General features: G+C 60.6%; 23 protein-coding genes. 16 read left to right on the top strand and 7 right to left on the bottom strand.

What is annotated here, in order from left to right; all coding sequences use genetic code 11:
- Positions 1-391: 391 nt before the first annotated feature.
- Both ACIP8I_RS09440 and ACIP8I_RS09435 read right to left on the bottom strand, forming a co-directional pair.
- Positions 392-1,885, bottom strand: coding sequence for a CoA-acylating methylmalonate-semialdehyde dehydrogenase (locus ACIP8I_RS09440; protein ID WP_041067919.1), 1,494 nt, complete (start codon positions 1,883-1,885; stop codon positions 392-394).
- 76 nt (positions 1,886-1,961) lie between these two features.
- Positions 1,962-3,311 (bottom strand): aspartate aminotransferase family protein, encoded by a 1,350-nt coding sequence (locus ACIP8I_RS09435; protein WP_097089949.1) that lies wholly within the window; start codon positions 3,309-3,311, stop codon positions 1,962-1,964.
- Positions 3,312-3,449: 138 nt separating this feature from the next.
- Between ACIP8I_RS09435 and ACIP8I_RS09430 the strand changes: the two genes are divergently transcribed.
- The 7 genes from ACIP8I_RS09430 to ACIP8I_RS09400 all read left to right on the top strand — a co-directional run bounded on the left by ACIP8I_RS09430 (position 3,450) and on the right by ACIP8I_RS09400 (position 11,429).
- A complete protein-coding gene (locus ACIP8I_RS09430; RefSeq protein ID WP_400760489.1) occupies positions 3,450-4,370 on the top strand; it encodes a LysR family transcriptional regulator in 921 nt (306 codons plus the stop codon).
- Between the two features lie 142 nt (positions 4,371-4,512).
- Complete coding sequence (locus ACIP8I_RS09425) at positions 4,513-5,901, top strand: uracil-xanthine permease family protein (RefSeq protein ID WP_400760486.1); 1,389 nt, start codon at positions 4,513-4,515, stop codon at positions 5,899-5,901.
- Positions 5,902-5,988: 87 nt separating this feature from the next.
- Positions 5,989-6,639 carry a TetR/AcrR family transcriptional regulator gene (locus tag ACIP8I_RS09420; protein ID WP_400760484.1) on the top strand — a complete coding sequence of 217 codons (651 nt, stop codon included), beginning with the start codon at positions 5,989-5,991 and terminating at the stop codon, positions 6,637-6,639.
- A gap of 7 nt (positions 6,640-6,646) precedes the next feature.
- On the top strand, positions 6,647-7,228 hold the full coding sequence (locus ACIP8I_RS09415) for an IMPACT family protein (RefSeq protein ID WP_400760482.1): 582 nt from the start codon (positions 6,647-6,649) through the stop codon (positions 7,226-7,228).
- Positions 7,229-7,833: 605 nt separating this feature from the next.
- Positions 7,834-9,381: an ABC transporter ATP-binding protein gene (locus ACIP8I_RS09410; protein WP_400760480.1), complete on the top strand. Its 1,548-nt coding sequence runs from the start codon at positions 7,834-7,836 to the stop codon at positions 9,379-9,381.
- Between the two features lie 15 nt (positions 9,382-9,396).
- Positions 9,397-10,503 (top strand): ABC transporter permease, encoded by a 1,107-nt coding sequence (locus ACIP8I_RS09405; RefSeq protein WP_400760477.1) that lies wholly within the window; start codon positions 9,397-9,399, stop codon positions 10,501-10,503.
- Positions 10,503-11,429 carry an ABC transporter permease gene (locus ACIP8I_RS09400; protein ID WP_003221385.1) on the top strand — a complete coding sequence of 309 codons (927 nt, stop codon included), beginning with the start codon at positions 10,503-10,505 and terminating at the stop codon, positions 11,427-11,429. The genes ACIP8I_RS09405 and ACIP8I_RS09400 overlap by 1 nt, the downstream gene beginning before the upstream one ends.
- A 91-nt stretch (positions 11,430-11,520) precedes the next feature.
- On the opposite strand, the gene ACIP8I_RS09395 is transcribed toward ACIP8I_RS09400, so the two are convergent.
- Positions 11,521-11,940, bottom strand: coding sequence for a hypothetical protein (locus tag ACIP8I_RS09395; RefSeq protein ID WP_400760495.1), 420 nt, complete (start codon positions 11,938-11,940; stop codon positions 11,521-11,523).
- 83 nt (positions 11,941-12,023) lie between these two features.
- Here ACIP8I_RS09395 and ACIP8I_RS09390 point away from each other — a divergent pair, with 83 nt between their 5' ends.
- The 3 genes from ACIP8I_RS09390 to ACIP8I_RS09380 all read left to right on the top strand — a co-directional run bounded on the left by ACIP8I_RS09390 (position 12,024) and on the right by ACIP8I_RS09380 (position 14,688).
- Entirely contained in the window at positions 12,024-12,374 is a 351-nt protein-coding gene (locus tag ACIP8I_RS09390) for a MerR family transcriptional regulator (RefSeq protein ID WP_400760474.1), read from the top strand.
- Positions 12,375-12,399: 25 nt separating this feature from the next.
- On the top strand, positions 12,400-13,086 hold the full coding sequence (locus tag ACIP8I_RS09385; protein ID WP_041067945.1) for an SDR family oxidoreductase: 687 nt from the start codon (positions 12,400-12,402) through the stop codon (positions 13,084-13,086).
- A gap of 243 nt (positions 13,087-13,329) precedes the next feature.
- Positions 13,330-14,688 carry an 8-oxoguanine deaminase gene (locus ACIP8I_RS09380; RefSeq protein WP_400760471.1) on the top strand — a complete coding sequence of 453 codons (1,359 nt, stop codon included), beginning with the start codon at positions 13,330-13,332 and terminating at the stop codon, positions 14,686-14,688.
- A gap of 134 nt (positions 14,689-14,822) precedes the next feature.
- On the opposite strand, the gene ACIP8I_RS09375 is transcribed toward ACIP8I_RS09380, so the two are convergent.
- The gene (locus tag ACIP8I_RS09375) at positions 14,823-15,914 is read right to left on the bottom strand and encodes a calcium:proton antiporter (protein ID WP_400760468.1); all 1,092 of its coding nucleotides are present in this window, start codon (positions 15,912-15,914) and stop codon (positions 14,823-14,825) included.
- Between the two features lie 273 nt (positions 15,915-16,187).
- Between ACIP8I_RS09375 and ACIP8I_RS09370 the strand changes: the two genes are divergently transcribed.
- The 3 genes from ACIP8I_RS09370 (at position 16,188) to ACIP8I_RS09360 (ending at position 19,405) form a co-directional block, all read left to right on the top strand.
- Positions 16,188-17,261: a BMP family ABC transporter substrate-binding protein gene (locus ACIP8I_RS09370; protein ID WP_367082959.1), complete on the top strand. Its 1,074-nt coding sequence runs from the start codon at positions 16,188-16,190 to the stop codon at positions 17,259-17,261.
- Positions 17,262-17,403: 142 nt separating this feature from the next.
- Entirely contained in the window at positions 17,404-18,369 is a 966-nt protein-coding gene (locus ACIP8I_RS09365) for an isopenicillin N synthase family dioxygenase (protein ID WP_400760465.1), read from the top strand.
- Positions 18,370-18,451: 82 nt separating this feature from the next.
- Entirely contained in the window at positions 18,452-19,405 is a 954-nt protein-coding gene (locus tag ACIP8I_RS09360; RefSeq protein ID WP_400760463.1) for an adenosine deaminase, read from the top strand.
- A gap of 116 nt (positions 19,406-19,521) precedes the next feature.
- Here the strand turns inward: ACIP8I_RS09360 and ACIP8I_RS09355 are convergent, their stop codons facing one another.
- From ACIP8I_RS09355 to ACIP8I_RS09345, 3 genes are all read right to left on the bottom strand, one after another.
- Positions 19,522-20,904, bottom strand: coding sequence for an MFS transporter (locus ACIP8I_RS09355; RefSeq protein WP_400760461.1), 1,383 nt, complete (start codon positions 20,902-20,904; stop codon positions 19,522-19,524).
- A 129-nt stretch (positions 20,905-21,033) separates the two neighbouring features.
- Complete coding sequence (locus ACIP8I_RS09350; RefSeq protein ID WP_400760458.1) at positions 21,034-21,765, bottom strand: ArsR/SmtB family transcription factor; 732 nt, start codon at positions 21,763-21,765, stop codon at positions 21,034-21,036.
- Between the two features lie 316 nt (positions 21,766-22,081).
- On the bottom strand, positions 22,082-23,011 hold the full coding sequence (locus ACIP8I_RS09345; protein ID WP_007962958.1) for a LysR family transcriptional regulator: 930 nt from the start codon (positions 23,009-23,011) through the stop codon (positions 22,082-22,084).
- Positions 23,012-23,129: 118 nt separating this feature from the next.
- Between ACIP8I_RS09345 and ACIP8I_RS09340 the strand changes: the two genes are divergently transcribed.
- The 3 genes from ACIP8I_RS09340 to ACIP8I_RS09330 all read left to right on the top strand — a co-directional run bounded on the left by ACIP8I_RS09340 (position 23,130) and on the right by ACIP8I_RS09330 (position 24,796).
- A complete protein-coding gene (locus tag ACIP8I_RS09340; protein ID WP_400760456.1) occupies positions 23,130-23,423 on the top strand; it encodes a putative quinol monooxygenase in 294 nt (97 codons plus the stop codon).
- Between the two features lie 32 nt (positions 23,424-23,455).
- Positions 23,456-24,469 carry a zinc-binding alcohol dehydrogenase family protein gene (locus ACIP8I_RS09335; RefSeq protein ID WP_400760453.1) on the top strand — a complete coding sequence of 338 codons (1,014 nt, stop codon included), beginning with the start codon at positions 23,456-23,458 and terminating at the stop codon, positions 24,467-24,469.
- A gap of 153 nt (positions 24,470-24,622) precedes the next feature.
- On the top strand, positions 24,623-24,796 hold the full coding sequence (locus tag ACIP8I_RS09330; RefSeq protein ID WP_007962962.1) for a hypothetical protein: 174 nt from the start codon (positions 24,623-24,625) through the stop codon (positions 24,794-24,796).
- Positions 24,797-24,799 lie beyond the last annotated feature (3 nt).

Raw genomic sequence — 24,799 nt, 5'->3', positions numbered from 1 at the left:
GTTTTCGAAGATTTCTTCAACAACTTCAACCACTTGCGCTTCCGATCTCTCGTTAGCGGGAGGCGAATTCTACAGCGTTACACGCTGCTGTCAACGCCTCTTTTTCTCCGCTTTCGACCGAGAAGATCGAACCGTCAAAAGAGCCAAACATCACCGCCCTTCCAACCCCTTCCAGGCTTCGATGAACTGAAGCAAACCGCTGCCGAAAACTGCGTAACTCATTGAATCTCAAAGAGTTTTCCGTTTCGACTGCGCCGGAAGTGGGGCGAATTATAGAGACTCAGAATCTGCCGTCAACCCTTATTTTCATAAATCTGTCATATCGGTCAAAAAAGCCCGAAACGCGAAGGCCGACCTTATAAGGTCGGCCTTCTGTGCACTGCCCTGCTACTTACAAGCTAGGGAAAGCGAATTGCGAAGCTTCATGGCTCGCACGCTGCGGCCAGCGCTGGGTGATGGCCTTGCGACGGGTATAGAAGCGCACACCATCCGGGCCATAGGCATGCAGGTCGCCGAACAGCGAGCGTTTCCAGCCGCCGAAGCTGTGGTAAGCCACCGGAACCGGCAGCGGTACGTTGACGCCGACCATGCCGACTTCGATCTCGTCGCAGAACAGGCGCGCCGCTTCACCATCACGAGTGAAGATGCAGGTGCCGTTGCCGTATTCGTGATCGTTGATCAGCTTCATCGCCTCTTCCAGGCTGTTGACGCGAACCACGCACAACACCGGCCCGAAGATCTCTTCCTTATAGATGCGCATCTCAGGGGTGACGTTGTCGAACAGGCAGCCACCGAGGAAGAAGCCCTCTTCGTTACCTGGAATGCTCAAGCCGCGGCCATCGACCACCAGAGTCGCGCCCGCTGCCACGCCGTCATCGACGTAACCGCTGACCTTGTCCCGCGCCTGGCCGGTGACCAACGGGCCCATGTCCAGACCGCAAGAAGTGCCGGCACCGATTTTCAGCGCCTTGATCTGCGGAACCAGTTTCGCCACCAGCGCATCCGCCACCTGATCGCCGACGCACACTGCGACCGAAATCGCCATGCAGCGCTCACCGCAAGAACCGTAAGCCGCGCCCATCAGTGCGCTGACCGCGTTGTCCAGATCCGCATCCGGCATCAGTACCGCGTGGTTCTTCGCCCCGCCCAGTGCCTGAACGCGCTTGCCGCGCTTGGTGCCTTCGGCATAGATGTACTCGGCAATCGGCGTCGAGCCAACGAAGCTCAGTGCTTTGACTTCCGGCGCTTCAATCAGCGCGTCCACTGCTGTCTTGTCGCCATGCACCACGCTCAGCACGCCTTTCGGCAGGCCAGCTTCCAGCAACAGTTGAGCGATCAACAGCGTCGAGCTCGGGTCACGCTCGGATGGTTTGAGAATGAAGCAGTTACCGCAGACGATCGCCAGCGGATACATCCACAGCGGCACCATCGCCGGGAAGTTGAACGGTGTGATACCAGCAACCACGCCCAGTGGCTGGAAGTCCGACCACGCGTCGATGTTCGGGCCAACGTTGCGGCTGTACTCACCCTTGAGGATTTCCGGGGCAGCGCAGGCGAACTCGACGTTCTCGATACCGCGCTTCAGTTCACCGGCAGCGTCTTCGAGGGTCTTGCCGTGTTCTTCGCTGATCAATTGCGAGATGCGCGCTTCGTTCTGCTCCAGCAGTTGCTTGAAACGGAACATCACTTGAGCACGTTTGGCCGGAGGGGTGTTGCGCCATGCCGGGAACGCAGCCTTGGCAGCGTCGATCGCGTGTTGAATGGTTTCGCGGGTGGCCAGCGGCAGCTTGTGGATCGCCTGACCGGTGGACGGGTTGAATACATCAACCGCGCGACCGTTCTCGGTCACCAGTTCGCCATTGATCAAATGCGGGATAACGCTCATCGAAAACTCCTGAATTCTTGTGTACAGACGCCCGCATGGGGCGCCTGTTATTCGCAGGTATATATAGAGGGAAAAATCAGTCGAGCTTGTTCAGCACTTCGCCAACCGCGTCGAACAGACGATCAAGGTCTTGCGGCTTGCTGTTGAAAGTTGGGCCGAACTGCAGGGTGTCGCCGCCGAAGCGCACGTAGAACCCGGCTTTCCACAGGGCCATGCCGGCCTCGAACGGACGCACGATGGCGTCGCCGTCACGGGCCGCAATCTGGATCGCACCGGCCAGGCCGTAGTTACGGATATCGATGACGTTCTTCGAACCTTTCAGGCCGTGCAGGGCGTTTTCGAAATGCGGGGCGACGTCAGCCACGCTCTGCACCAGGTTTTCCTTTTGCAACAGGTCGAGTGCCGCCAGACCAGCGGCGCACGCCACCGGGTGCGCCGAGTAGGTGTAGCCGTGCGGGAATTCCACCGCGTATTCCGGAGTCGGCTGATTCATGAAGGTCTGGTAGATCTCGGAGCTGGCAATCACCGCGCCCATCGGAATCGCGCCGTTGGTGACTTGCTTGGCGATGCACATCAGATCCGGGGTCACGCCAAAGCTCTCGGCGCCGAACATCGAACCGGTGCGGCCGAAACCGGTGATCACTTCGTCGAACACCAGCAGGATGTTGTGCTGATCGCAGATCTCGCGCAGACGCTTCAGGTAACCCTGAGGCGGAACCAGTACGCCAGCGGAACCGGCCATTGGCTCAACGAAGACCGCCGCGATGTTCGATGCGTCGTGCAGTTCGATCAACTTCAGCAGTTCATCAGCCAGCGCGATACCGCCCTGCTCCGGCATGCCACGGGAGAATGCATTGCTGGCCAGCAGCGTGTGCGGCAGGTGATCGACATCCATCATCGCCTGACCGAACAGTTTGCGGTTGCCGTTGACACCGCCGAGGCTGGTGCCGGCGATGTTCACGCCATGATAACCACGGGCACGGCCGATCATTTTGGTCTTGGTCGACTGACCTTTCAGACGCCAGTAGGCACGAACCATCTTCACCGCGGTGTCGGCACACTCGGAGCCGGAGTCGGTGAAGAACACGTGGTTCAGGTTGCCCGGAGTCAGGTCAGTGATTTTCTCGGCCAACTGGAACGACAACGGGTGGCCGTACTGGAAGCCTGGCGAGTAATCGAGGGTGCCCAGTTGCTTGGAAACCGCTTCCTGGATTTCCTTGCGGGTGTGCCCGGCGCCGCAGGTCCACAGACCGGACAGCGAATCGTAGATCTTGCGGCCCTTGTCATCGAACAGCCAGCTGCCTTCGGCACCCACGATCAGACGCGGATCGCGCTGGAAGTTGCGGTTGGCGGTGTACGGCATCCAGTGCGCGTCCAGCTTCAGTTGGCTGGCCAGTGGCGACGGCGCGTTTTCAGGCATGTTCATCGGGCAAAACCTCGCAGGGCATAAGCATCAGGGAGATAAAAAGCGTTGTTGCAGCTAAATTGCCACGGCGATAAAGTCTGTGAAATCCAACTTTTCTAACCTTCAGTTAGAAGTCTGCTAAACAATGAGAACAACAATATGAGCAGCCGTCGCCCCGATCCGCTGGCCCAGGTCAGTGATTTTGATATTCGTCTGCTGCGGATTTTCCGCAGCGTGGTGGAGTGCGGCGGCTTTTCTGCGGCGGAAACCGTGCTCGGCATCGGGCGCTCGGCGATCAGCCAACAGATGAGCGATCTCGAACAGCGTCTCGGCCTGCGCCTGTGCCAGCGCGGGCGCGCCGGGTTCTCGCTGACCGAAGAGGGCCGCGAGGTTTATCAATCGGCGTTGCAACTGTTAAGTGCGCTGGAAAGTTTCCGCACCGAGGTCAACGGCCTGCACCAGCACCTGCGCGGCGAATTGATCATCGGCCTGACCGACAACCTCGTCACCCTGCCGCACATGCGCATCACCCATGCTCTCGCGCAGTTGAAAGAGCGCGGGCCGGACGTGCAGATCCAGATCCGCATGATCGCGCCCAATGAAGTCGAACAAGGCGTGCTCGACGGCCGCCTGCATGTCGGCGTGGTGCCGCAGGCCAGTGCGCTGTCGGGGCTGGAATATCAACCTTTGTATAGCGAACGTTCGCTGTTGTATTGCGCGGTGGGCCATCCGCTGTTTTATGTGGATGACAAGCAACTGGATGACGAGCGCCTGAACAGCCAGGACGCGATTGCCCCGACGTTCCGTTTGCCGGCGGAGATTCAGGCGCATTATCAGGCGCTCAATTGCACCGCCAGTGCGTCCGACCGTGAGGGCATGGCGTTTCTGATTTTGACCGGGCGTTACATCGGTTATCTGCCGGTTCACTACGCCAGTTTGTGGGTGCAGCAAGGGCGCTTGCGTGCGCTGAAATCGACGACGCGTTTTTATGATTTGAGTCTGGCATCGGTCACGCGCAAGGGGCGGCGCCCTCATTTGGTGCTGGAGAGCTTTTTAGAGAGTTTGGCGGCGACGCGTTGATCGGGATTGCGATGTTGGTGAAGTACAGCAAGATCAAGGGATCGCAGCCTTCGGCAGCTCCTACAGAGAGAATAAGTTGAGCAAGTGGACAGGTTTTGCAGAGGAGGAATTACTTCGTTCCTTTGATAAGAAGCCCTCAGCCATGCAGCCAGACTCCGTACCGTCCAGCGACCTGATTTACGGCCTCGACGACCGCCCCAAACCACCGGCCGCAATCCTTGCCGCTCTGCAACACGTGCTCGCCAGTTTCGTTGGCATCATCACCCCGCCGCTAGTGATCGGCTCGGCCCTCGGCCTGACCGCGCACTTGCCGTACCTGATCAGCATGGCCTTGATGGTGTCGGGCGTCGGCACCTTTATTCAGGCGCGGCGGCCGTTCGGCATCGGCGCCGGGATGATCTGTTTGCAGGGCACCAGTTTTGCCTTCCTCGGCGCGGTGCTGTCCGCCGGATTTCTGGTCAAGCAGCGCGGCGGCAGCCCGGAAGACATTCTGGCGATGATCTTCGGCGTGTGCTTTTTCGGCGCCGTGGTGCAGATCGTCCTCAGCCGTTTCATCGGTCAATTACGCCGGGTTGTTACGCCGCTAGTGACCGGGATCGTCATCACCCTGATCGGCGTCAGTCTGATCAAGGTCGGCATCACCGATCTGGGCGGTGGATTCAATGCGCCGGACTTCGGCGCGCCGGGCAATCTGGCGCTGGGGGTGTTCGTGTTGCTGACGATCATCCTGCTCAATCGCTCGAACACACCGTGGGTGCGGCTGTCGGCAATCATTGTCGGACTGCTGCTCGGCAGTCTGGCCGCGTGGTTCAGCGGGAAACTGGTTCCGCAGGCATTGCCTGACTTGCCCTTGGTCAGTCTTCCCACACCGTTCAAGTTCGGTTTCAGCTTCGACTGGACCGCTTTCCTGCCCGTCGCGCTGATTTATCTGATCAGCACCATCGAAGCCGTCGGCGACCTCACGGCCAACTGCATGCTCGCCCGCCAGCCGATCAGCGGCCCCTCTTATATAAGCCGACTGCGCGGCGGCGTGCTCGGTGACGGCGTGAGCTGCATGATCGCCGCCACCTTCAGCGCCTTCCCCAACACCACGTTTGCGCAGAACAACGGCGTGATCCAGTTGACCGGCGTCGCCAGCCGCTACGTCGGGCTGTACATCGGCGCGATTCTGTTTTGTCTCGGCCTGTTCCCCATGATCGGTGCGGTGCTGCAGCAGATCCCCAAACCGGTGCTTGGCGGCGCCACGTTGGTGATGTTCGGCAGCGTGGCAGCGGCCGGGGTGCGGATCCTCGCACAGTCGCCGCTGGACCGACGCAGCATGCTGATCATCGCCACCTCGCTCGGCGTCGGCCTGGGCATTGCCGCGCAACCCAACCTGCTGCACCTGCTGCCGAAACTGGTGCAGAACCTGTTCGACTCGGCAATCACCAGCGGTGGCCTGACCGCGATCATCCTCTGCCTGTTACTGCCAGAAGCGAAAACCAACCCCGTCGAATCCGCCGCAGCGCTGAACAAGATCGAACAGGCGTAACGGTTTTATTGCTTCAGGACTTGTCGGATGCCTGTGGGTGCGTTATCAACGCAACTGGTTGCACCCACAGACAAACCGGAAGTGCCTATGACCTTTGAAGTCCCCGCTCACGGCGGCAAACCCGCCAGCCGCATTCGTCAGAAGAACGAAGAGACCATCCTCAAAGCCGCCGAAGACGAGTTCGCCCGTCACGGTTACAAAGGCACCAGCATGAACACCATCGCCCAGAATGCCGGGTTGCCCAAGGCGAACCTGCATTACTACTTCACCAACAAGCTTGGGTTGTACGTGGCGGTGCTGAGCAACATCATCGAGCTGTGGGACAGCACCTTCAACACCCTGACCGCCGAGGATGATCCGGCCGAAGCGCTGACCCGCTACATTCGCGCCAAGATGGAATTCTCCCGCCGCCAACCGCAGGCGTCGCGGATCTTCGCGATGGAAGTGATCAGCGGCGGCGAATGCCTGACCGAGTATTTCAACCAGGATTACCGCGCCTGGTTCCAGGGCCGCGCGGCCGTGTTCCAGGCGTGGATCGATGCCGGCAAGATGGACGCGGTGGATCCGGTGCACCTGATCTTCCTGCTGTGGGGCAGCACCCAGCATTATGCCGACTTCGCCACGCAGATCTGTCGCGTCAGCGGGCGCGGCAAGTTGACCAAACAGGACATGGAAGACGCCGGCAACAACCTGATCCGCATCATTCTCAAAGGCTGCGGCCTCACCCCGACTATTTAAGACGTTTATGCCTTTCACCCTCAGCGGTTTTTGCGAGTACCGCGAAGAGATTCGCAAAAGCCGCTTCATCACCTTCGCCGCGCCGATCGGCAGCCCCGCCGACGCGCAGGCGTTCTTCGAACAACACAGCGACTTGAATGCCTCGCATAACTGCTGGGCGTGGAAACTCGGTGCGCAATACCGCAGCAACGACGATGGCGAACCCGGCGGCACTGCCGGACGGCCGATTCTGGCGGCCATCGAAGCGCAGGATTGCGATCAGGTCGCGGTGCTGGTGATCCGCTGGTATGGCGGCATTCAACTGGGCACCGGCGGTCTGGCCCGGGCCTATGGCGGCGGAGCGAACAAGTGTCTGCAGGCGGCGGCGAAAGTCGAGTTGATCAGTCGTGTGCCGCTCAGTTGCGCCTGCGGGTTTGCCGAGTTGGCGCTGGTGAAGTTGCGAGTGGCGGATGTGGGGGGTTTGGTGGTGGAGGAAAACTTCACGGCCAATGGTGTTGAGTTGCAGTTGGCGGTGGGTGAGGAGCAGATCGATTTGCTGCAAACGCAGTTAGCGGATTTGAGTCGTGGGCGGATTGTGCTGCAGCGTTAGAAGATCAAAAGATCGCAGCCTTCGGCAGCTCCTACACAGGACTTTGCGTTTCCCTGTAGGAGCTGCCGAAGGCTGCGATCTTTTAGGGCAGCCCACAATCTGCTTATTCCACGGAGTTGCCCACATCTGCTGTGCACCCGACTGTGGATAACCTGAGCACATATGGCTGTAACCCTTCTGTCACGTGGCTTTGCGCGATTTGCTCACTTTTCGTCCATCCCACATTAAAAAAGATTAATCCCATGTAAAAACAAACAGTTAGCGCTGTTTATCACCATTGGGAGATAGCACCCCAGCGCTTATGCCAAGGATTTCCAATTGCGCACAAATACTGTGGAGCAACCTGTGGATAACCCGTTCATGGCTGGCGCAGTCGCAGGTTCTGCATAGGCCCCACGCGTTTGCTCGTTTTTTGATCAGTAGCCGCCGGTCAAAACTGGAGCCTGATCAACGGCTTTGCTCTCAATTGGTGCCGTACTTCCCGAACATTTCCCCTTCGACGCTCTACGGCAACCGTTGGCGTGCAAGGCCCGACAAGGTTCCTGACTCAATGGCCAGGAAATTGCTTTATCCACAGGCATAACTCCAAGTCAGTCGAGCCTGTCATGCCAAGCCCAGATTCAACGCCGCGCCTGCAACTGCGCCAGATCAGCAAACGCTACCCCGGTTGTCTGGCCAATGACGCCATCGACCTGAGCATCGCGCCCGGGGAAATCCACGCCCTGCTCGGCGAGAACGGCGCGGGCAAAAGCACACTGATGAAGATCATCTACGGCGTGACCCAGGCCGATACGGGGGAGATGCTCTGGCAGGGTCAGCGAGTAAATATGCGTAACCCGGCGCAGGCCCGGCATTTGGGGATCGGCATGGTGTTCCAGCATTTCTCGCTGTTCGAAACCCTCAGCGTCGCGCAGAACATTGCCCTGGCGATGGGCGCCAGAGCCGGCACGCCGAAACAGCTTGAACCGAAAATTCGCGAAGTGTCGCGCCGCTATGGCATGGCGCTGGAGCCGGAGCGACTTGTCCACAGCCTGTCGATTGGCGAGCGACAACGGGTGGAAATCATCCGCTGCCTGATGCAGGACATCCGCCTGCTGATCCTCGACGAGCCGACGTCGGTGCTGACACCGCAAGAGGCCGACGAACTGTTCATCACCCTGCGTCGTCTGGCGGCCGAGGGCTGCAGCATTCTGTTCATCAGCCACAAACTCGCGGAAGTGCGCGCGCTGTGCCATAGCGCGACGGTGTTGCGTGGCGGACGAGTAGCCGGACATTGCGTCCCCGCCGAATGCTCTGATCAGCAATTGGCGCAGATGATGGTCGGCGAAGCGGCGGCGTTGATCGGCGAATACCCAAAGGTCAGCGGTGGCGCGGATTTTCTACAGGTCAACGGTTTGAGCTGGCACAACCCCGATCCCTTCGGCTGCTCGTTGAGCGACATCAACCTGCAAGTGCGCAGCGGGGAAATCGTCGGTATCGCCGGGGTCGCGGGCAATGGCCAGGATGAGCTGCTCGCCCTGCTCAGCGGTGAACAAACCCTGCCCCGCGAGGGCGCGACAACGATTCGTTTCGCCGGGCAAGCGGTCGCTGATTTGCGCCCGGATGCGCGGCGCCAACTCGGTGTGGCGTTTGTCCCGGCAGAACGCCTGGGCCACGGCGCGGTGCCGGAACTGAGTCTGGCTGACAACGCCCTGCTCACGGCCTTCCAGCAAGGACTGGTCAACCATGGCTTGATCGAGCGCGGCAAAGTCGAGGCTCTCGCCCAACAGGTCATTCAGCGCTTCGGGGTGAAAACCCCGGGCACTCACGCTGCCGCACGCAGCCTGTCAGGTGGCAATCTGCAGAAATTCATTCTTGGCCGGGAAATCCTCCAGCAACCGAAACTGCTGATCGCCGCGCACCCTACCTGGGGCGTCGACGTTGGCGCGGCGGCGACCATTCACCGCGCGCTGATTGCCCTGCGCGATGCCGGCGCGGCGATCCTGGTGATCTCCGAAGACCTCGACGAACTGTTCCAGATCAGCGACCGCCTCGGCGCGCTGTACGCGGGGCGTCTGTCGCCGCTGCAGAACACCACCGACACCCTGCTGAGCGATGTCGGCGGCTGGATGGCCGGGCACATCAACCACCCGCATTCATCGGCCACGGCCTGACGGAGTTTCCCCAACATGCTGCTTTCCCTCGAACCCCGTGGCCAACAATCGCGCCTGAAGCTGTGGTGCTCGCCGTTGCTGGCAGCACTGCTGACACTCGGTTGCGGCTCGCTGTTGTTCATCGCTCTGGGACATGACCCGCTGCAAACCTTGCACACGTTGTTGATCGCACCGGTCAGCGATCTGTATGGCGTCTCCGAACTGCTGGTCAAGGCGCTGCCTATTCTGCTTTGCGCACTCGGTCTGGCCGTGGCTTATCAAGCGCGAATCTGGAACATCGGCGCCGAAGGCCAGTTGCTCCTCGGTGCACTCGCCGGCAGTGCCTTGGCGGTGAACATCATCGACCTGCAAAGCCGCTGGGCACTGGTGCTGATCCTGCTTACCGGCACCTTCGCCGGGGCCGCTTGGGCCGGGCTGACGGCATGGCTGCGCACGCGCTTCAACGCCAACGAAATCCTCACCAGCATCATGCTCAATTACATCGCGCTGAACCTGTTGCTGTTCTGCGTGCACGGGCCGCTGAAGGATCCGGCCGGCTACAACTTTCCCGAGTCGGCGATGTTCGGCGACGCCAGTCGCCTGCCGCTGCTGATGGAGGATGGCCGGGTGCACGCCGGGGTGTATTTCGCTTTGCTCGCACTGGTTGCGGTGTGGGTGTTGTTGCAGAAAAGCTTTGTCGGTTTCCAGATCAAAGTGCTCGGTCTGGATAAACGTGCCGCAGGTTTTGTCGGCTTTCGCGAGAAGCGTCTGATCTGGCTCGCGCTGTTGATCAGCGGTGGTTTGGCCGGGCTGGCCGGGGTTTGCGAAGTGACCGGGCCGATCGGGCAATTGGTGCCGCAAGTCTCGCCGGGCTATGGCTATGCAGCAATCACCGTGGCGTTTCTCGGGCGGTTGAATCCGATCGGGATTCTGTTCTCGAGCCTGCTGATGGCGCTGCTGTACATCGGCGGTGAAAGCGCGCAAATGACCCTGAATCTGCCGCAAGCCATCACCCAACTGTTTCAGGGAATGATGCTGTTTTTCCTGCTGGCCTGCGACGTGCTGATTCTCTATCGGCCACGCCTGAAACTGCGCTGGACACGGCGCGCGTCGACCACCGCCGTAACCGCCGGAGCGCTGTGATGGATATCGATCTGCTGAGCAATATTTTCTACGCCATGGTGCGCTGCGGCACGCCGCTGTTGTTGGTGGCGCTGGGTGAGTTGATCTGCGAGAAGAGCGGCGTGCTCAACCTCGGCCAGGAAGGAATGATGCTGTTTGGCGCGGTGATCGGTTTTATCGTCGCCCTCAACAGCGGCAACCTGTGGCTCGGCGTGTTGCTGGCGATGCTCGCGGGAATGCTCTTGTCATCGCTGTTTGCCCTGGTGGCGCTGGTGTTCAATGCCAATCAGGTGGCGACCGGGCTGGCGCTGACGATCTTCGGTGTGGGCCTGTCGACCTTTGTCGGCGCCGCGTGGGTCGGCAAGCCGTTGGCCGGATTCGAGCCGTTGGCGATTCCGTACTTGAGTGAGATTCCGCTGATCGGGCGCATGCTGTTTGCTCAGGACTTGCTGGTGTACCTGTCGTTCGCGCTGTTTGCGCTGGTGGCTTGGGTGATCATCAAAAGCCGTGTCGGGCTGATCATTCAGGCCGTTGGTGAGAACCCGGACGCGGCCAGTGCGATGGGCCTGCCGGTGCTGACCGTGCGCACGCTGGCGGTGCTGTTCGGCGGGGCGATGGCCGGTTTGGCCGGGGCGTATCTGTCGCTGGCGTACACGCCGATGTGGGCCGAGAACATGACCGCCGGACGCGGCTGGATTGCCCTGGCGCTGGTGGTGTTTGCCAGTTGGCGGGTGTGGCGCTTGTTGCTCGGGGCTTATCTGTTTGGCCTCGCCAGCATCCTGCATCTGGTGGCGCAGGGCTTGGGGCTGGCGATTCCGTCGAGTCTGCTGGCGATGCTGCCGTATGTGGCGACGATTGTGGTGTTGGTGCTGTTGTCGCGCGATGCCGTTCGGACTCGGTTGTATGCGCCGGTGTCGTTGGGGCAGCCGTGGCAGGCCGGGCATTAGCCACACACCAGACCTGTGGCGAGGGAGCTTGCTCCCGCTGGGGCGCGAAGCGGCCCTCAACATTGAATCTGGAAGACCTTGCACTCAGGAATTACGACTGCTGCGCAGCCGAGCGGGAGCAAGCTCCCTCGCCACAGACCGGCATGACCTGAGCCACGCCCCACGCCAGTTCAAAGACCAGAAACCCGATCAGCAACGAACTGGCGCCATGCATCAGGGCATACGCCTGCCAAGCCGCAAACAGAAACCGCGCCACCGCGTCATAGCGCCCATACACCGGTTGCGGATCACGAATGCGCAGCACCGCCCACACACAAACCACCGAGCCCAGCAGGTTTGCCATCAACATATGCACGGGCTGAAACGCAGGCAGCTCACCGGGCAAATTCAACGCGGTCAAAAAACCGTGCAACACAGCAAAACTCCACGGCGTGGCAAACGCCGCCGTTACGATCAGGTCATACCAGGCGCTGCCGCGCACCACGTTTCGATACTGGGTCGAAGTCCACATCATCCATGCTCCAGAAATTCAGGGAGCACTCACGGTAAAGCCTGGAGTATGCTCCAGGGTCAAGACCTCTTTTGAGACCCAGCATGCGCATCGGTGAATTAGCCCAGGCCAGCGCCGTCAGCCGCGACACCTTGCGTTTCTACGAGCAGCGCGGACTGATCGCGGCACAACGCAGTGCCAACGGTTATCGCGATTACCCGCCGGAAATGCTGCAACTGGTGCTCTACATCAAGACCGCACAGCGCCTGGGTTTTACCCTCGGCGAAATCGGCAACAGCGTCGCCGCATTGTGGAACGCGCCCGACCCGGAAAATGCCGTGGCGCAGTTGCTGCGCGACAAACTGCATTTGATCGAAACCCGCATGAGCGAACTCGATGTGTTGCGACGAGAGTTGCAACAACGGCTCGGTCAGGCGTGTCCATTGAATCCGTGAACCGTAACTTTCAAGGAATCCCGTCATGTCCCAGGCAAAACACGCACTGATCATCGGCGCCTCTCGTGGCTTGGGCCTCGGGCTGGTGAAAACCCTGCTGGCCGATGGCTGGCAAGTGACCGCCACCGTGCGCAATCCGCAAAAGGCCGAGGCGCTGCAAGCGCTGGGCAAGGTGCGGATCGAGAAACTCGACATGGACGACCAGCAAGCGGTGATCGCCCTGAGCCAGCAGCTCAAGGGCGAGACCTTCGACCTGTTGTTCGTCAACGCCGGGGTCAAAGGCCCGGAGGTGCAAACCCCGGGCGGCGCGACACTGGCCGAAGTCGGGCAACTGTTTTTCACCAACGCCGTGGCGCCGATCAACCTCGCACAGCGCTTCGTCGGGCAGATCCGCGACGGCAGCGGCGTGCTGGCGTTCATGAGCTCCGGTCTGGGCAGCGTCACCGTACCCGACGCGCCGGAGCTGGCGCTGTACAAGGCGAGCAAGGCCGCGCTGAACTCGATGACCAATAGTTTTGTCACGCAACTGGGCGAGCAGAAACTCACCGTGCTGTCGTTGCATCCGGGCTGGGTGAAAACGGATATGGGCGGTGAAGGTGCCGACCTGGATGTAGAGACCAGCACTCGCGGGCTGATTGATCAGGTGAATGCGTACACCGGCAAGGGCGGGCATCACTTCATCAACTACAAGGGCGAGACCATTCCCTGGTAAGCACTGCCCCCCCCTGTAGGAGCTGCCGCAGGCTGCGATCTTTTGATCTTGAAAAACAAAATCAAAAGATCGCAGCCTGCAGCAGCTCCTACAGGGGATTGTGTTGGCGGTCGGGTTGGGCTTGCCCGATCCGGCGATTTGTTTGAAACTGCGCGCCTCGTCCTTCGCGGCGACCCTGGATCAGCAGACAGGGCAACACTGAGCTGGCAACCCTGAACCCAACTTTCAGAGGAGCCGGCCACAATGCCTGCGACCCGTACCTGGTTAAAAAATCCCCTCGCCATTTTCACGGCCAACGCGCTTGATGCCCGTGGCGGTCTGGTGCTGCAAGACGGCGTGATCGTCGAAGTGCTGGCAGCCGGTCAGCAACCGTCCGCGCCATGCAATGACGTGTTCGATGCCCGCGAGCATGTGGTCCTGCCGGGCCTGATCAACACCCATCACCACTTCTATCAAACCCTGACTCGCGCCTGGGCGCCGGTGGTCAATCAGCCGCTGTTCCCGTGGCTGAAAACCCTGTATCCGGTGTGGGCACGGCTGACCCCGGAAAAACTCGCCCTCGCGACGAAAGTGGCTTTGGCTGAATTGCTGCTGTCGGGTTGCACCACCGCCGCCGACCATCACTATCTGTTCCCGGACGGTCTGGAAAACGCCATCGACGTGCAAGTCGACACCGTGCGTGAACTGGGCATGCGCGCCATGCTCACCCGCGGTTCGATGAGCCTCGGCGAGAAGGACGGTGGCCTGCCGCCGCAGCAGACCGTGCAGGAAGGTCAGGTGATTCTCGACGACAGCCAGCGCCTGATTCACGAGTACCACGAGCGCGGCGACGGTGCGCAAATCCAGATCGCGCTGGCCCCGTGCTCGCCGTTCTCGGTAACCCCGGAGATCATGTCCGCCAGCGCCGAACTGGCGAATAAACTCGACGTGCGCCTGCACACGCATCTGGCCGAAACCCTCGACGAAGAAGATTTCTGCCTGCAGCGTTTCGGCCTGCGCACCGTGGACTACCTGGACAGCGTCGGCTGGCTCGGCCCGCGCACCTGGCTGGCCCATGGCATCCACTTCAACCCGGACGAAATCGCCCGCCTCGGCCAGGCCGGCACCGGTATCTGCCATTGCCCGAGTTCGAACATGCGCCTGGCCTCCGGCATCTGCCCGAGCATCGATCTGACCGATGCTGGTGCGTTGTTCGGTCTGGGCGTGGACGGTTCGGCCTCCAACGACGCGTCGAACATGATTCTCGAAGCGCGGCAGGCGCTGTACATCCAGCGTCTGCGTTATGGTGCGGAAAAAATCACCCCGGAGCGCGTGCTCGGCTGGGCGACCAAAGGCTCGGCGAGCCTGCTGGGGCGTACCGACATTGGCGAGCTGGCGGTGGGCAAGCAGGCGGATCTGGCGTTGTTCAAGCTCGATGAACTGCGCTTCTCGGGCAGTCATGATCCGATTTCGGCGCTGTTGTTGTGCGGTGCGGATCGTGCGGACCGGGTGATGATTGGCGGCAAGTGGCGGGTGATTGATGGGCAAGTCGAAGGTCTTGACCTCAAAGGCCTGATCGCCGATCACAGCCAGGCGGCTCGCCAGTTGATCGCCGGCACCTGATCCAATAAAGAACCCTGTAGGAGCTGCCGCAGGCTGCGATCTTTTGATCTTGATTTTGATTTTGATTTTGATTTTAAAACAAGATCAAAAGATCGCAGCCTGCGGCAGCTCCTACAGGGGGATTTGTGGTGTTTCTAGAGGCCCAGTAGCGACAGCATGATGAACGTCGCAAACAGCACAAAGTGCGTCATGCCTTCGATGGCATTGGTCTCGCCGTCATTGAGGTTGATCGCACTGACGATCAGCGTGATGAAGATCATCACCGTCTGCACCGGGGTCATTGCCATTTGAAATGGCTGGCCGGTGTACAGCGCCATCGCCTCCATCACCGGCACCGTCAAAATGACCGTCGACAGTGACGCGCCCATCGCAATGTTCACCACCGATTGCATGCGATTGGCCAACGCGGCACGCAACGCCGTCAGAATCTCCGGCGCTGCGGAAATCGCCGCCACCAGAATCGCCGTGATCACCGGCGGTGCGCCCGTACCTTCCAGGCCCAGATCGAGGGTCTTGGACATCACTTCGGCCAGAGCGCCGATCACCACCACGCCGAACACCAGAATGCCGATCGACCAAGTCAGGCTCAGCGGTTTCGGTTCATCTTCCACCGGTTCTTTCTTGCGGCGTTTATCCGGGTAGCTGTAGCTGAAAAAGTAACTGTGCGGCCCGACCTGCATGCGCAGGAACAGCGCGTAAAGCACCACCATCGCACCGATGGTGAACGCCGAATAAACCTTCCAGTTGGCCGCCGGAATAAACTCCGGCACCACCATCGACACGCCCATGGCGGTGAGAATCATCACGCTGTAACTGCGCGCCGAATCGTCGTTGTACGACTGCTCGCCGTGCTTGAGCCCACCCATCAACGCGGCGAGGCCGAGGATGCCGTTGATGTCGAGCATCACCGCCGAGTAGATCGTGTCCCGCACCAGTGTGGCCGAGGCTTCGTTGCTCATCATGATCGCCAGGATCACCACTTCCACCAGCACCGCGGCGAGGGTCAGGATCATCGTGCCGTAAGGGTCGCCGACTTTTTCTGCGAGCAGTTCGGCCTGATGAGCGACGCGCATCGAGGCGGCAACGATAAAGGCGATCAGAACCAGACCCGAAATCAACGCGACGATCTGCCCGCTGTGGAGCATCCAGTGTTCCAGTGGATAGGCGATGCACGCGGCAATCACCGCCAGCAGCAGAAAGCTTTCTTGCTTGAGGATCGTGAGCATGGCGGGCCTTTTTGCCGAGAGATTCGAATGAGCTACTGACTGCGGCGTGGCGCTAACGTTTCGTTACACCTTAGCGCACCAGCCGATAGCGTGAATCCGCTGGCTTGCACTGCGTTGGTTCCGGCGCTGAAAAGATCGCAGCCTGCGGCAGCTCCTACAGGTTGCGCATCCCCTGTAGGAGCTGCCGCAGGCTGCGATCTTTGGCTTTGTTGTCCTGTTGGTCAGCAATTTGCATTGCTCCTGACCACACACAACAAAATGGAGCTCCAATTCATGCACATACGTCCGCTGCACAAACTGCTGTGCGCCGCCATCGGTCTGGGGATAAGCCTGAGCGCCAGCGCTGCCGATCCGCTGAAGGTCGGTTTCGTTTACATCGGCCCGATCGGCGACCACGGCTGGACGTATCAGCATGAACAGGGGCGCAAGGCGCTGGCGGAGAAATTCGGCGCGCAGATCAGCACCAATTACGTCGAGAATGTGGCCGAGGGTGCCGACGCCGAGCGGGTGATTCGCAACATGGCCAAGGACAACTACGACCTGATCTTCACCACCTCTTTCGGCTACATGAACCCGACGCTGAAAGTCGCCAAACAGTTTCCCAAGGTGACCTTCGAACACGCCACCGGCTACAAGCAGGACAAGAACCTCGGCACCTATCTGGCGCGCACTTACGAGGGGCGTTACGTCGGCGGTTTCCTCGCGGCGAAGATGACCAAGACCAAGAAGATCGGTTACGTCGCCTCGTTCCCGATTCCGGAAGTGATCCGCGACATCAACGCCATCCAGCTGGCGCTGAACAAGTACAACCCCGGCACCGAAATCAAAGTGGTGTGGGTCAACTCGTGGTTCGATCCGGGCAAGGAAGCCGATGCCGCCAACGCGCTGATCGATCAGGGTGTGGACGTGGTGTTCCAGCACACCGACAGCCCGGCGCCGATTCAGGCCGCCGAACGGCGTGGCGTGTACGCCGTGGGTTACGCCTCGGACATGGCGCACTTCGGCCCGAAAGCGGTGCTGACTTCGATCGTCAACGACTGGGCGCCGCACTACATTCAGGCCACGCAAAGCGTGATCGACCACAACTGGAAGTCCCAGGACTACTGGGGTGGGCTGAAGGAAGGCACGGTTGAACTGCCGATCAGCGATCTGGTGCCGGCACCGGTGAAAGCCGAGGCCGAGCAGATCATTGCCGACATCAAGAGCGGTGCGCTGCAACCGTTCACCGGGCCGATCAAGGATCAGGCCGGCGTGGAGAAAATCCCGGCGGGCGTGAGTGCGACGAATGCGGAATTGGCGTCGATGAACTATTACGTGGAAGGGATGAAGGCCGAGATGCCGAAGTAATTTTTACTACCGACACGGACCCTGTGGGAGCTGGCTTGCCAGCGATGAGGCCCTCACATTCGACATCATTGTTGCCTGTCAGACCGCTATCGCTGGCAAGCCAGCTCCCACATTTGATCTTCAGTGTTCTCAAGGATTGTGTATGGATCAGCTCCCGATCATCGACATCTCACCGCTCTACAGCGCCGACCAGAGCGCCTGGCCCACCGTCGCCGCACAGATCGACAAAGCCTGCCGCGAATGGGGCTTCTTCTACATCAAGGGTCACCCGATTTCCGCACAGCGCATCGACTCGCTGCTCGACCACGCCCAGCGTTTTTTTGCGCAACCGACCGAGGAAAAACTCAGGATCGACATCACCCAGACCCGCCATCATCGCGGCTACGGCGCCATCGCCACCGAACAGCTCGATCCCGACAAACCCAGCGACCTCAAAGAAACCTTCGACATGGGCCTACACCTGCCGGCGAACCATCCTGAAGTGCTAGCGGAAAAACCCTTGCGCGGGCCCAATCGTCATCCGCCAATCGCCGGTTGGGAAACGCTGCTGGAGCAGCACTACCTCGACATGCAGGCGCTCGCGCAAACTCTGCTGCGGGCAATGACGATTGCGATGGGGATCGAGCGCGACTTCTTCGACACCCGCTTCAATCAGCCGGTCAGTGTGCTGCGGCTGATCCACTACCCGCCGCGCCGCACCGCCAGCAGCGCCGAGCAGCAAGGCGCCGGCGCGCACACCGATTACGGCTGCATCACCCTGCTCTACCAGGACAGCGCCGGCGGCCTGCAAGTGAAGAACGTCAATGGCGAATGGATCGATGCGCCGCCCATCGAAGGCACATTCGTGGTCAACCTCGGTGACATGATGGCGCGCTGGAGCAACGACCGTTATCGCTCGACCCCGCATCGGGTGATCAGTCCGCTGGGGGTGGATCGCTATTCGATGCCGTTCTTCGCCGAACCGCACCCGGACACCCGCATCGAATGCCTGCCCGGTTGCCAGGACGCACAGCACCCGGCGAAATATCCGACCACCACCTGCGCCGAATTCCTGCTGTCACGCTTCGCCGATACCTACGCCTACCGCCGTGAACCGCAAGCGGTGTGATGGATCGCTTGGTCAGGTTTTGCCAATTGTTTCGGCGCGCATCTGTAGAATGGCCGCCATCTGCACCTGATGAGAAAAGAATATGTACGATTGGCTCAACGCCCTGCCCAAGGCCGAACTGCACCTGCATCTGGAAGGCTCGCTGGAGCCTGAGTTGCTGTTCGCCCTGGCCGAACGCAACAAGATCGCCCTGCCGTGGAGCGATGTCGAAACCCTGCGCAAGGCTTACGCCTTCAACAACCTGCAGGAATTCCTCGACCTGTATTACCAGGGCGCCGACGTACTGCGCACCTCGCAGGATTTCTACGACCTGACCTGGGCCTACCTGCTGCGCTGCAAAGCGCAGAACGTGATTCACACCGAACCGTTCTTCGACCCGCAGACCCACACCGACCGGGGCATCCCGTTTGAAGTGGTGCTCAACGGTATCGCCGCGGCACTCAGGGATGGCGAGCAGCAACTGGGCATCACCAGCGGTTTGATCCTGAGCTTCCTGCGCCACCTGAGCGAAGACGAAGCGCAGAAAACCCTCGATCAGGCGCTGCCGTTCCGTGATGCATTTGTCGCCGTCGGCCTGGACAGCTCCGAGATGGGTCACCCGCCAAGCAAGTTCCAGCGTGTGTTCGACCGCGCCCGTCACGAAGGCTTCCTGACCGTCGCCCACGCCGGTGAAGAAGGCCCGCCGGAATACATCTGGGAAGCCATCGACCTGCTGAAAATCCAGCGCATCGACCATGGCGTACGCGCCATCGAAGACGAGCGCCTGATGCAGCGGATCATCGACGAGCAGATTCCGCTGACCGTGTGCCCGCTGTCGAACACCAAGCTCTGCGTGTTCGATCACATGTCGCAGCACAACATCCTCGACATGCTCGAGCGTGGGGTGAAGGTCACGGTGAACTCGGATGACCCGGCGTACTTCGGCGGTTACGTCACCGAGAACTTCCATGCGCTGCATGAACACCTGGGCATGACCCAGGATCAAGCTAAACGCCTGGCGCAGAACAGCCTGGATGCGCGTCTGGTAAAACCTTAAAGAGCAATACAAAAACTGTGGGAGCGGGCTTGCCCGCGATGAGGCCATCAGTTCCAACATCAATGTTGACTGACAGTCCGCCATCGCGGGCAAGCCCGCTCCCACAGGAGTTGTGTTTAGCTGGAAATCTCGAGTTCAGTCAGCTCTTCCAGCGTCTTGCCCCGCGTCTCCATCCCGAACAGCCACACCACCCCCGCCGCAATCGCAAAGCACAGCGCCCCCAGCGCAAACACCCCGCCCTGCCCGGTAATCGGGAATACCAACCCGGTCACCAGCGGTCCGAGCAGCGAGCCGACGCGGCCAATCGCCGAGGCAAAGCCCGAGCCTGTGGCGCGCGCCGAGGTCGGGTACAACTCCGGCGTGTAGGTGTAGAGCACCGCCCACATGCCGAACAGGAAAAACTGCATCAGCAATCCCGAGCTGATCAGCAACGCGACGTTGCCGCCGAACACCGCGCTCTGCCCGTAGAGAAACGCCATCACCCCGCCGCCGAGCAACGTCACGATGCACACCGGTTTGCGCCCCCAGCGCTCCACCAGCCACGCCGCCATCAGAAACCCAGGAATCCCGCCCAGAGAAATCAGCACGGTGTAATACACCGACTGGGTCACGGCAAAACCCGACTGTTGCAACAATGCACTGAGCCACGATGTCAGCCCGTAAAACCCGAGCAAGGCGAAAAACCACAGGCTCCAGATCATCGTCGTGCGCTGGCGGTATTGCGGTGACCAGATCTGCCTGAGGGCCGAGAAGATATTGCCCGGCGGCGTCACTGTCCTTGGCAGGCGCACCGGCTCAGGCAGCGTTTCGACACCGAGCGACGTGCGCACGCGCGCCTCGATCGCGCTCAGTACTTTGTCCGCCGCCTCATGGCGTCCGGCTTGCTCCAGCCAGCGCGGTGATTCGGGGATAAAAAACCGGATCGCCAGCACAAACACCGCCGGCACCGCCAACACCAGAAAGATGTCGCGCCAGCCAATCAGCGGCAGCAGGAAGTACGACAGCACTCCGGCGGCGACAAAACCCAGCGGCCAGAAACCGTCCATCAATGCAATGTTGCGCCCGCGCCGCTGCGCCGGGATCAACTCGGAAAGCATCGACTGTGCAATCGGAAACTCCATGCCCATGCCGATCCCCAGCAGGATGCGGAACAGCGTCAGGCTCTCGACCGTTTGCGCGGTCGAACACAGATAACTGGCCACGCCCCACAGCACGATGCTCCACTGAAACACCGGTTTACGCCCGAAACGATCGGCGAGCATGCCCGACAGCGACGCCCCCAGCACCATGCCGAAAAAACTCGAACTGGCGAGCAGACCGGCTTGTGCACTGCTCAAGCCGAATTCGGTTTTGATCGAGCCGAGCAGGAACGTCATCATGGCCAGGTCCATGGAGTCGAAAAAGAATGCCAGGGCGATGATGATGAAAATGACCCGGTGATAACCGCTGAGTGGCAGCCGTTCCAGGCGTTCTGCCGCGCTGAAGTTTCGCGTATCCATGCCCCATCCCCCATCCACAATGTGTGCAGATCGAGTGTGCGCGATTACGCCCCGGCGCTTTTTCTGGATACGACCTGTTCGCAGTCACAGGCGACGCCAGCGTCGAAGTGTCGGCCGGCGAACGCTCTACTACGCCAATTCCAGCTCGGTTTCCTTGGCGAAACGCTGGATTTCCCGCTGCCCGGCCGGGGTCACCTGCAAGGCTCGGGAGTCCTTGGGCAGCACCAGCCAGCCGGACTGCATGAACAGTTGCAGCACCGCCGCGCCCAGTGAACCGCCCAAGTGCGGGCGACGTTCACTCCAGTCCGGACAGGCACACGCCACCTGAGCCTTGCGATGAGCGAGGGCCTGGATGAATACCCCGCGGTTGGCCAGTTGCGTCGAGCCTTTGAGGGTCACCACGACCCGCTGCTCGATCTGTTCGAGCCAGCCGGCATCGAGCAGACGCTGATACAGATCGGCAGCCAGCGTGCCCCCCAGATGGTCATCGCAAAAGCGCGCACGCAGCAGTGAAGACGGCGCAGTCCGGAGATTGGCGCTCGGCGTCGAGCGTTTGAATACGTGAGGAATTTCTCGCGGTGCGCTGGCGATGGTGGCACTGGCCAGGGCTTCGATGGCCGCCGCAATCTCCGGGGCTGCCAGGCGGAAAAAGCGCTTGCGTCCACGGACCTCGACTTTCAACAGGCCCCCGGCGGACAAACGCCCCAGATGCGCACTGGCCGAGGATGGCGACAACCCTGCCAGCAGCGCCAGCTCTTCGGTCTGGCGTGCCGAGCCATCCATCAACGCCCACATCATCGCACTGCGCTTGGGGTCGGCCAGCAGCGTGGCGATCTGGCTGATGCAAGGTGCATGTTCCATGTGTTCACTCCCTGTTGAATCGTATCGTCTACTGCTCGAAGACATCTTGACCAGTAATGTGTCGTCGGCCAAGACGGGTAAAACGCCGTGAACCGGAGCACGCCAGGCCGGTGCTGCTGCACCCGTCAATGACGTGTCCGCGGCGTTTGTGCAGCGCTCGCCAGGCCCTGGAAAAACCACGCGGATTCTGTCCTGGCCGGTTATCGGTGCAGGTTTGAGGCGGTCGCTAGTATAAGCGGGATGCACGCCGCTTCCTGCGCCGTGGCTGACTCGAATGGTGATAGTTCCTGAGAGAAATTTCGCTAATTGCCTGCGACTAATGATCAACTTTCGGGAAATGCGGAAATTGACTACTCAATTCGGCGCATCGGCTGGCGAGCATTTCTCTTAAAAGGTTCACCGGCTTACTCAATTGTGCGCGATGGGCGCACAACAAATTCAGCGGAGCACGCTCACAGAGCAATTCCGGCAGCAACACCTTGAGGCGTCCGGCAAGGACATCCGCGCCAACGTCGAGCCACGACTTGTAGGCGATTCCAGCCCCCGCCACCGCCCACAACCGCACGACGTCGGCGTCATCGCTGAAGCGATCGCCACTGACCGTCAGGCCGACTTCACGTTTGCCGTCATGAAAACTCCAATGGTCGTGCACGCGGCTGCCGAGCATGTACAGCAGGCAATTGTGCTGCGCCAACTGTTCGAGCTGACGCGGTTCACCGTGGCGCGCCAGATACGCCGGCGAGGCGCAAAGCACGCGGCGATTGTCCGGAGCGATGGGCAGCGCCACCAGGCTCGAATCCTCTGGCTCGCCGTAGCGCAGGGCGATGTCCACCGGCTGGCGGAACAGGTCGGCGATGCGATCACCGAGCAACAGGCGCACGGTCAGTTTCGGATGCTCGCGCTGAAACTCGTCGAGCCACGGCAACAGCAGGTTGCGCCCGAAATCCGAAGGCGCCGACAACTGCAGGATGCCGCTGACCTGATCCTGCGCACTGGAGAGAAAACGCCGGCCTTCGTCCAGCGAACTCAACGCGGCCCGCGCATATTCGAGAAAGCCTTCGCCCTCGGCGGTCAGGCGCAGGCTGCGGGTCGAACGCGCGAGCAGACGCACGCCCAGTTGCTGTTCGATGCGTTTGAGCGCGGCGCTGGCTACAGCGGCAGACATGTCCATCACCCGCGCCGCTGCAGACAGGCTGCCCAGATCCGCCGCGCGCACGAACAACTGTAAATCGTCGAAACGCAGCATTCTCAGCCTCGATTATCAAAAAAATATTGAAAGAGACTGCTCTTTTAGCCGGTTTTATCGCGCCGAGAAATAGCCAATGATGGGTTCAAGCGAATTTATCCCGCGACTGGAGCCAAACATGTCCCAAGCATTCACCGCCATCGCCACCCTGATCGCCAAACCCGGCCAGCAAGAGACCCTCGAAAACGCCCTGCGTGCACTGGTTGAGCCGAGTCGCGCCGAAGAAGGCTGCAGCCAGTACGACCTGCACCGCGACCTCGCCGATCCGCTGACCTTTTATGTGATCGAACACTGGGCCAGCGAGGAAATTCTGCAGGCGCACAACGCCAGCGCGCATTTTCAGAACTTCCAGGCCGCCGCCGGCCACTGCATCGAACACTTCCAATTGAAACGCCTGGGCACCATCGCCTGAGCCCTTCTTCTATTACCGTTACGGAGAAAGTCATGAAAGCCATCGCCTATTACGCCTCCCTGCCGATCAGCGACGAACAATCGCTGCAAGACATCGAACTGCCGGAGCCGGTCGCCGGCCCGCGCGACCTGCTGGTGGAAGTCAAAGCCATCTCGGTCAACCCGGTCGACACCAAGGTGCGGCAGAACGTGGCGCCGGAAAACGGCGCAGCAAAAGTACTGGGCTGGGACGTCGCCGGTGTGGTCAAAGCCGTCGGCAGTGAAGTGACGCTGTTCAAGGCCGGCGACAAAGTGTTTTACGCCGGCTCCATCGCCCGTGCCGGTGGCAACAGCGAGCTGCACGTGGTCGATGAGCGCATTGTTGGCCACATGCCCAAATCCCTCGGTTTTGCCGAAGCCGCCGCGCTGCCGCTGACCGCGATCACCGCGTGGGAACTGCTGTTCGAACGCCTGCAGATCCGTGAGGGCAAGACCGATGAAGGTCAAAGCCTGCTGATCGTCGGCGCCGCTGGCGGCGTCGGTTCGATCCTCACCCAACTGGCCAGCCAGTTGACCGGGCTCAAAGTCATCGGCACCGCGTCCCGTGCACAGACTCGCGACTGGGTGACCGAGCTGGGTGCCGACCTGGTGATCGACCATAGCCAGCCGCTGAGCGAAGAACTCAAGCGCGCCGGCATTGATCACGTCACCCACGTCGCCAGCCTGACCCAGACCGATCTGCACCTGGAGCAACTGGTCGAGGCCCTAGCGCCGCAAGGCAAACTCGCGCTGATCGACGATCCGAAGTCGCTGGACGTGAGCCAGCTCAAGCGCAAGAGCCTGTCGCTGCATTGGGAGTTCATGTACACCCGATCGCTGTTCGAAACCCCGGACATGATCGAGCAGCACAAACTGCTCAACCGCGTGGCCGAGCTGATTGATGCGGGGACTTTGAAAACTACGGTGGGCGAACATTTCGGCACGATCAATGCGGCGAACCTGCGTCGCGCGCACGAGTTGCTGGAAAGTGGCAAAGCCAAGGGGAAAATTGTTTTAGAAAGTTTCTGAGAATCCGAAGGCCGCAATCAGCGCCAGACCCTTTAAGGGCTGGTGCTGTTTTTTGCCGTCAGTCAGATGCTTGAGCGTTGTCACAAATGCGATCGTATTCAGGTCTACAATCGAAGCCTCTGCGATGCATCTTTTACACAAGGGAGGTCAGCAATGAAGATCCTGATAAAAGAAGTGGCAAAGTCTCAATGGCAGGTTCGTCTGGACCAGCACGCCGTGACCTTTCGCAGTGAAGCCGAGGCCCTCGCCTTCACCCGCACCCTTGAAGCGCGCCTGCACGCGCCCCATCAGTTTCCCGACCCCGGACAGCAACGCGCCGCCGGCTGAAGG

It is taken from the genome of Pseudomonas sp. NPDC088414 (genome assembly GCF_044753325.1).
Classification (GTDB): domain Bacteria; phylum Pseudomonadota; class Gammaproteobacteria; order Pseudomonadales; family Pseudomonadaceae; genus Aquipseudomonas.
Note: the sequence above shows the minus strand (reverse complement) of the source record. Positions and strands in the feature narration are given on the sequence as shown.

Excerpts from the sequence above, each read along its gene's own strand:
- ACIP8I_RS09440 (WP_041067919.1), bottom strand. The coding sequence starts at position 1,885 with ATGAGCGTTATCCCGCATTTGATCAATGGCGAACTGGTGACCGAGAAC.
- ACIP8I_RS09435 (WP_097089949.1), bottom strand. The coding sequence starts at position 3,311 with ATGAACATGCCTGAAAACGCGCCGTCGCCACTGGCCAGCCAACTGAAG.
- ACIP8I_RS09430 (WP_400760489.1), top strand. The coding sequence starts at position 3,450 with ATGAGCAGCCGTCGCCCCGATCCGCTGGCCCAGGTCAGTGATTTTGAT.
- ACIP8I_RS09425 (WP_400760486.1), top strand. The coding sequence starts at position 4,513 with ATGCAGCCAGACTCCGTACCGTCCAGCGACCTGATTTACGGCCTCGAC.
- ACIP8I_RS09420 (WP_400760484.1), top strand. The coding sequence starts at position 5,989 with ATGACCTTTGAAGTCCCCGCTCACGGCGGCAAACCCGCCAGCCGCATT.
- ACIP8I_RS09415 (WP_400760482.1), top strand. The coding sequence starts at position 6,647 with ATGCCTTTCACCCTCAGCGGTTTTTGCGAGTACCGCGAAGAGATTCGC.
- ACIP8I_RS09410 (WP_400760480.1), top strand. The coding sequence starts at position 7,834 with ATGCCAAGCCCAGATTCAACGCCGCGCCTGCAACTGCGCCAGATCAGC.
- ACIP8I_RS09405 (WP_400760477.1), top strand. The coding sequence starts at position 9,397 with ATGCTGCTTTCCCTCGAACCCCGTGGCCAACAATCGCGCCTGAAGCTG.
- ACIP8I_RS09400 (WP_003221385.1), top strand. The coding sequence starts at position 10,503 with ATGGATATCGATCTGCTGAGCAATATTTTCTACGCCATGGTGCGCTGC.
- ACIP8I_RS09395 (WP_400760495.1), bottom strand. The coding sequence starts at position 11,940 with ATGTGGACTTCGACCCAGTATCGAAACGTGGTGCGCGGCAGCGCCTGG.
- ACIP8I_RS09390 (WP_400760474.1), top strand. The coding sequence starts at position 12,024 with ATGCGCATCGGTGAATTAGCCCAGGCCAGCGCCGTCAGCCGCGACACC.
- ACIP8I_RS09385 (WP_041067945.1), top strand. The coding sequence starts at position 12,400 with ATGTCCCAGGCAAAACACGCACTGATCATCGGCGCCTCTCGTGGCTTG.
- ACIP8I_RS09380 (WP_400760471.1), top strand. The coding sequence starts at position 13,330 with ATGCCTGCGACCCGTACCTGGTTAAAAAATCCCCTCGCCATTTTCACG.
- ACIP8I_RS09375 (WP_400760468.1), bottom strand. The coding sequence starts at position 15,914 with ATGCTCACGATCCTCAAGCAAGAAAGCTTTCTGCTGCTGGCGGTGATT.
- ACIP8I_RS09370 (WP_367082959.1), top strand. The coding sequence starts at position 16,188 with ATGCACATACGTCCGCTGCACAAACTGCTGTGCGCCGCCATCGGTCTG.
- ACIP8I_RS09365 (WP_400760465.1), top strand. The coding sequence starts at position 17,404 with ATGGATCAGCTCCCGATCATCGACATCTCACCGCTCTACAGCGCCGAC.
- ACIP8I_RS09360 (WP_400760463.1), top strand. The coding sequence starts at position 18,452 with ATGTACGATTGGCTCAACGCCCTGCCCAAGGCCGAACTGCACCTGCAT.
- ACIP8I_RS09355 (WP_400760461.1), bottom strand. The coding sequence starts at position 20,904 with ATGGATACGCGAAACTTCAGCGCGGCAGAACGCCTGGAACGGCTGCCA.
- ACIP8I_RS09350 (WP_400760458.1), bottom strand. The coding sequence starts at position 21,765 with ATGGAACATGCACCTTGCATCAGCCAGATCGCCACGCTGCTGGCCGAC.
- ACIP8I_RS09345 (WP_007962958.1), bottom strand. The coding sequence starts at position 23,011 with ATGCTGCGTTTCGACGATTTACAGTTGTTCGTGCGCGCGGCGGATCTG.
- ACIP8I_RS09340 (WP_400760456.1), top strand. The coding sequence starts at position 23,130 with ATGTCCCAAGCATTCACCGCCATCGCCACCCTGATCGCCAAACCCGGC.
- ACIP8I_RS09335 (WP_400760453.1), top strand. The coding sequence starts at position 23,456 with ATGAAAGCCATCGCCTATTACGCCTCCCTGCCGATCAGCGACGAACAA.
- ACIP8I_RS09330 (WP_007962962.1), top strand. The coding sequence starts at position 24,623 with ATGAAGATCCTGATAAAAGAAGTGGCAAAGTCTCAATGGCAGGTTCGT.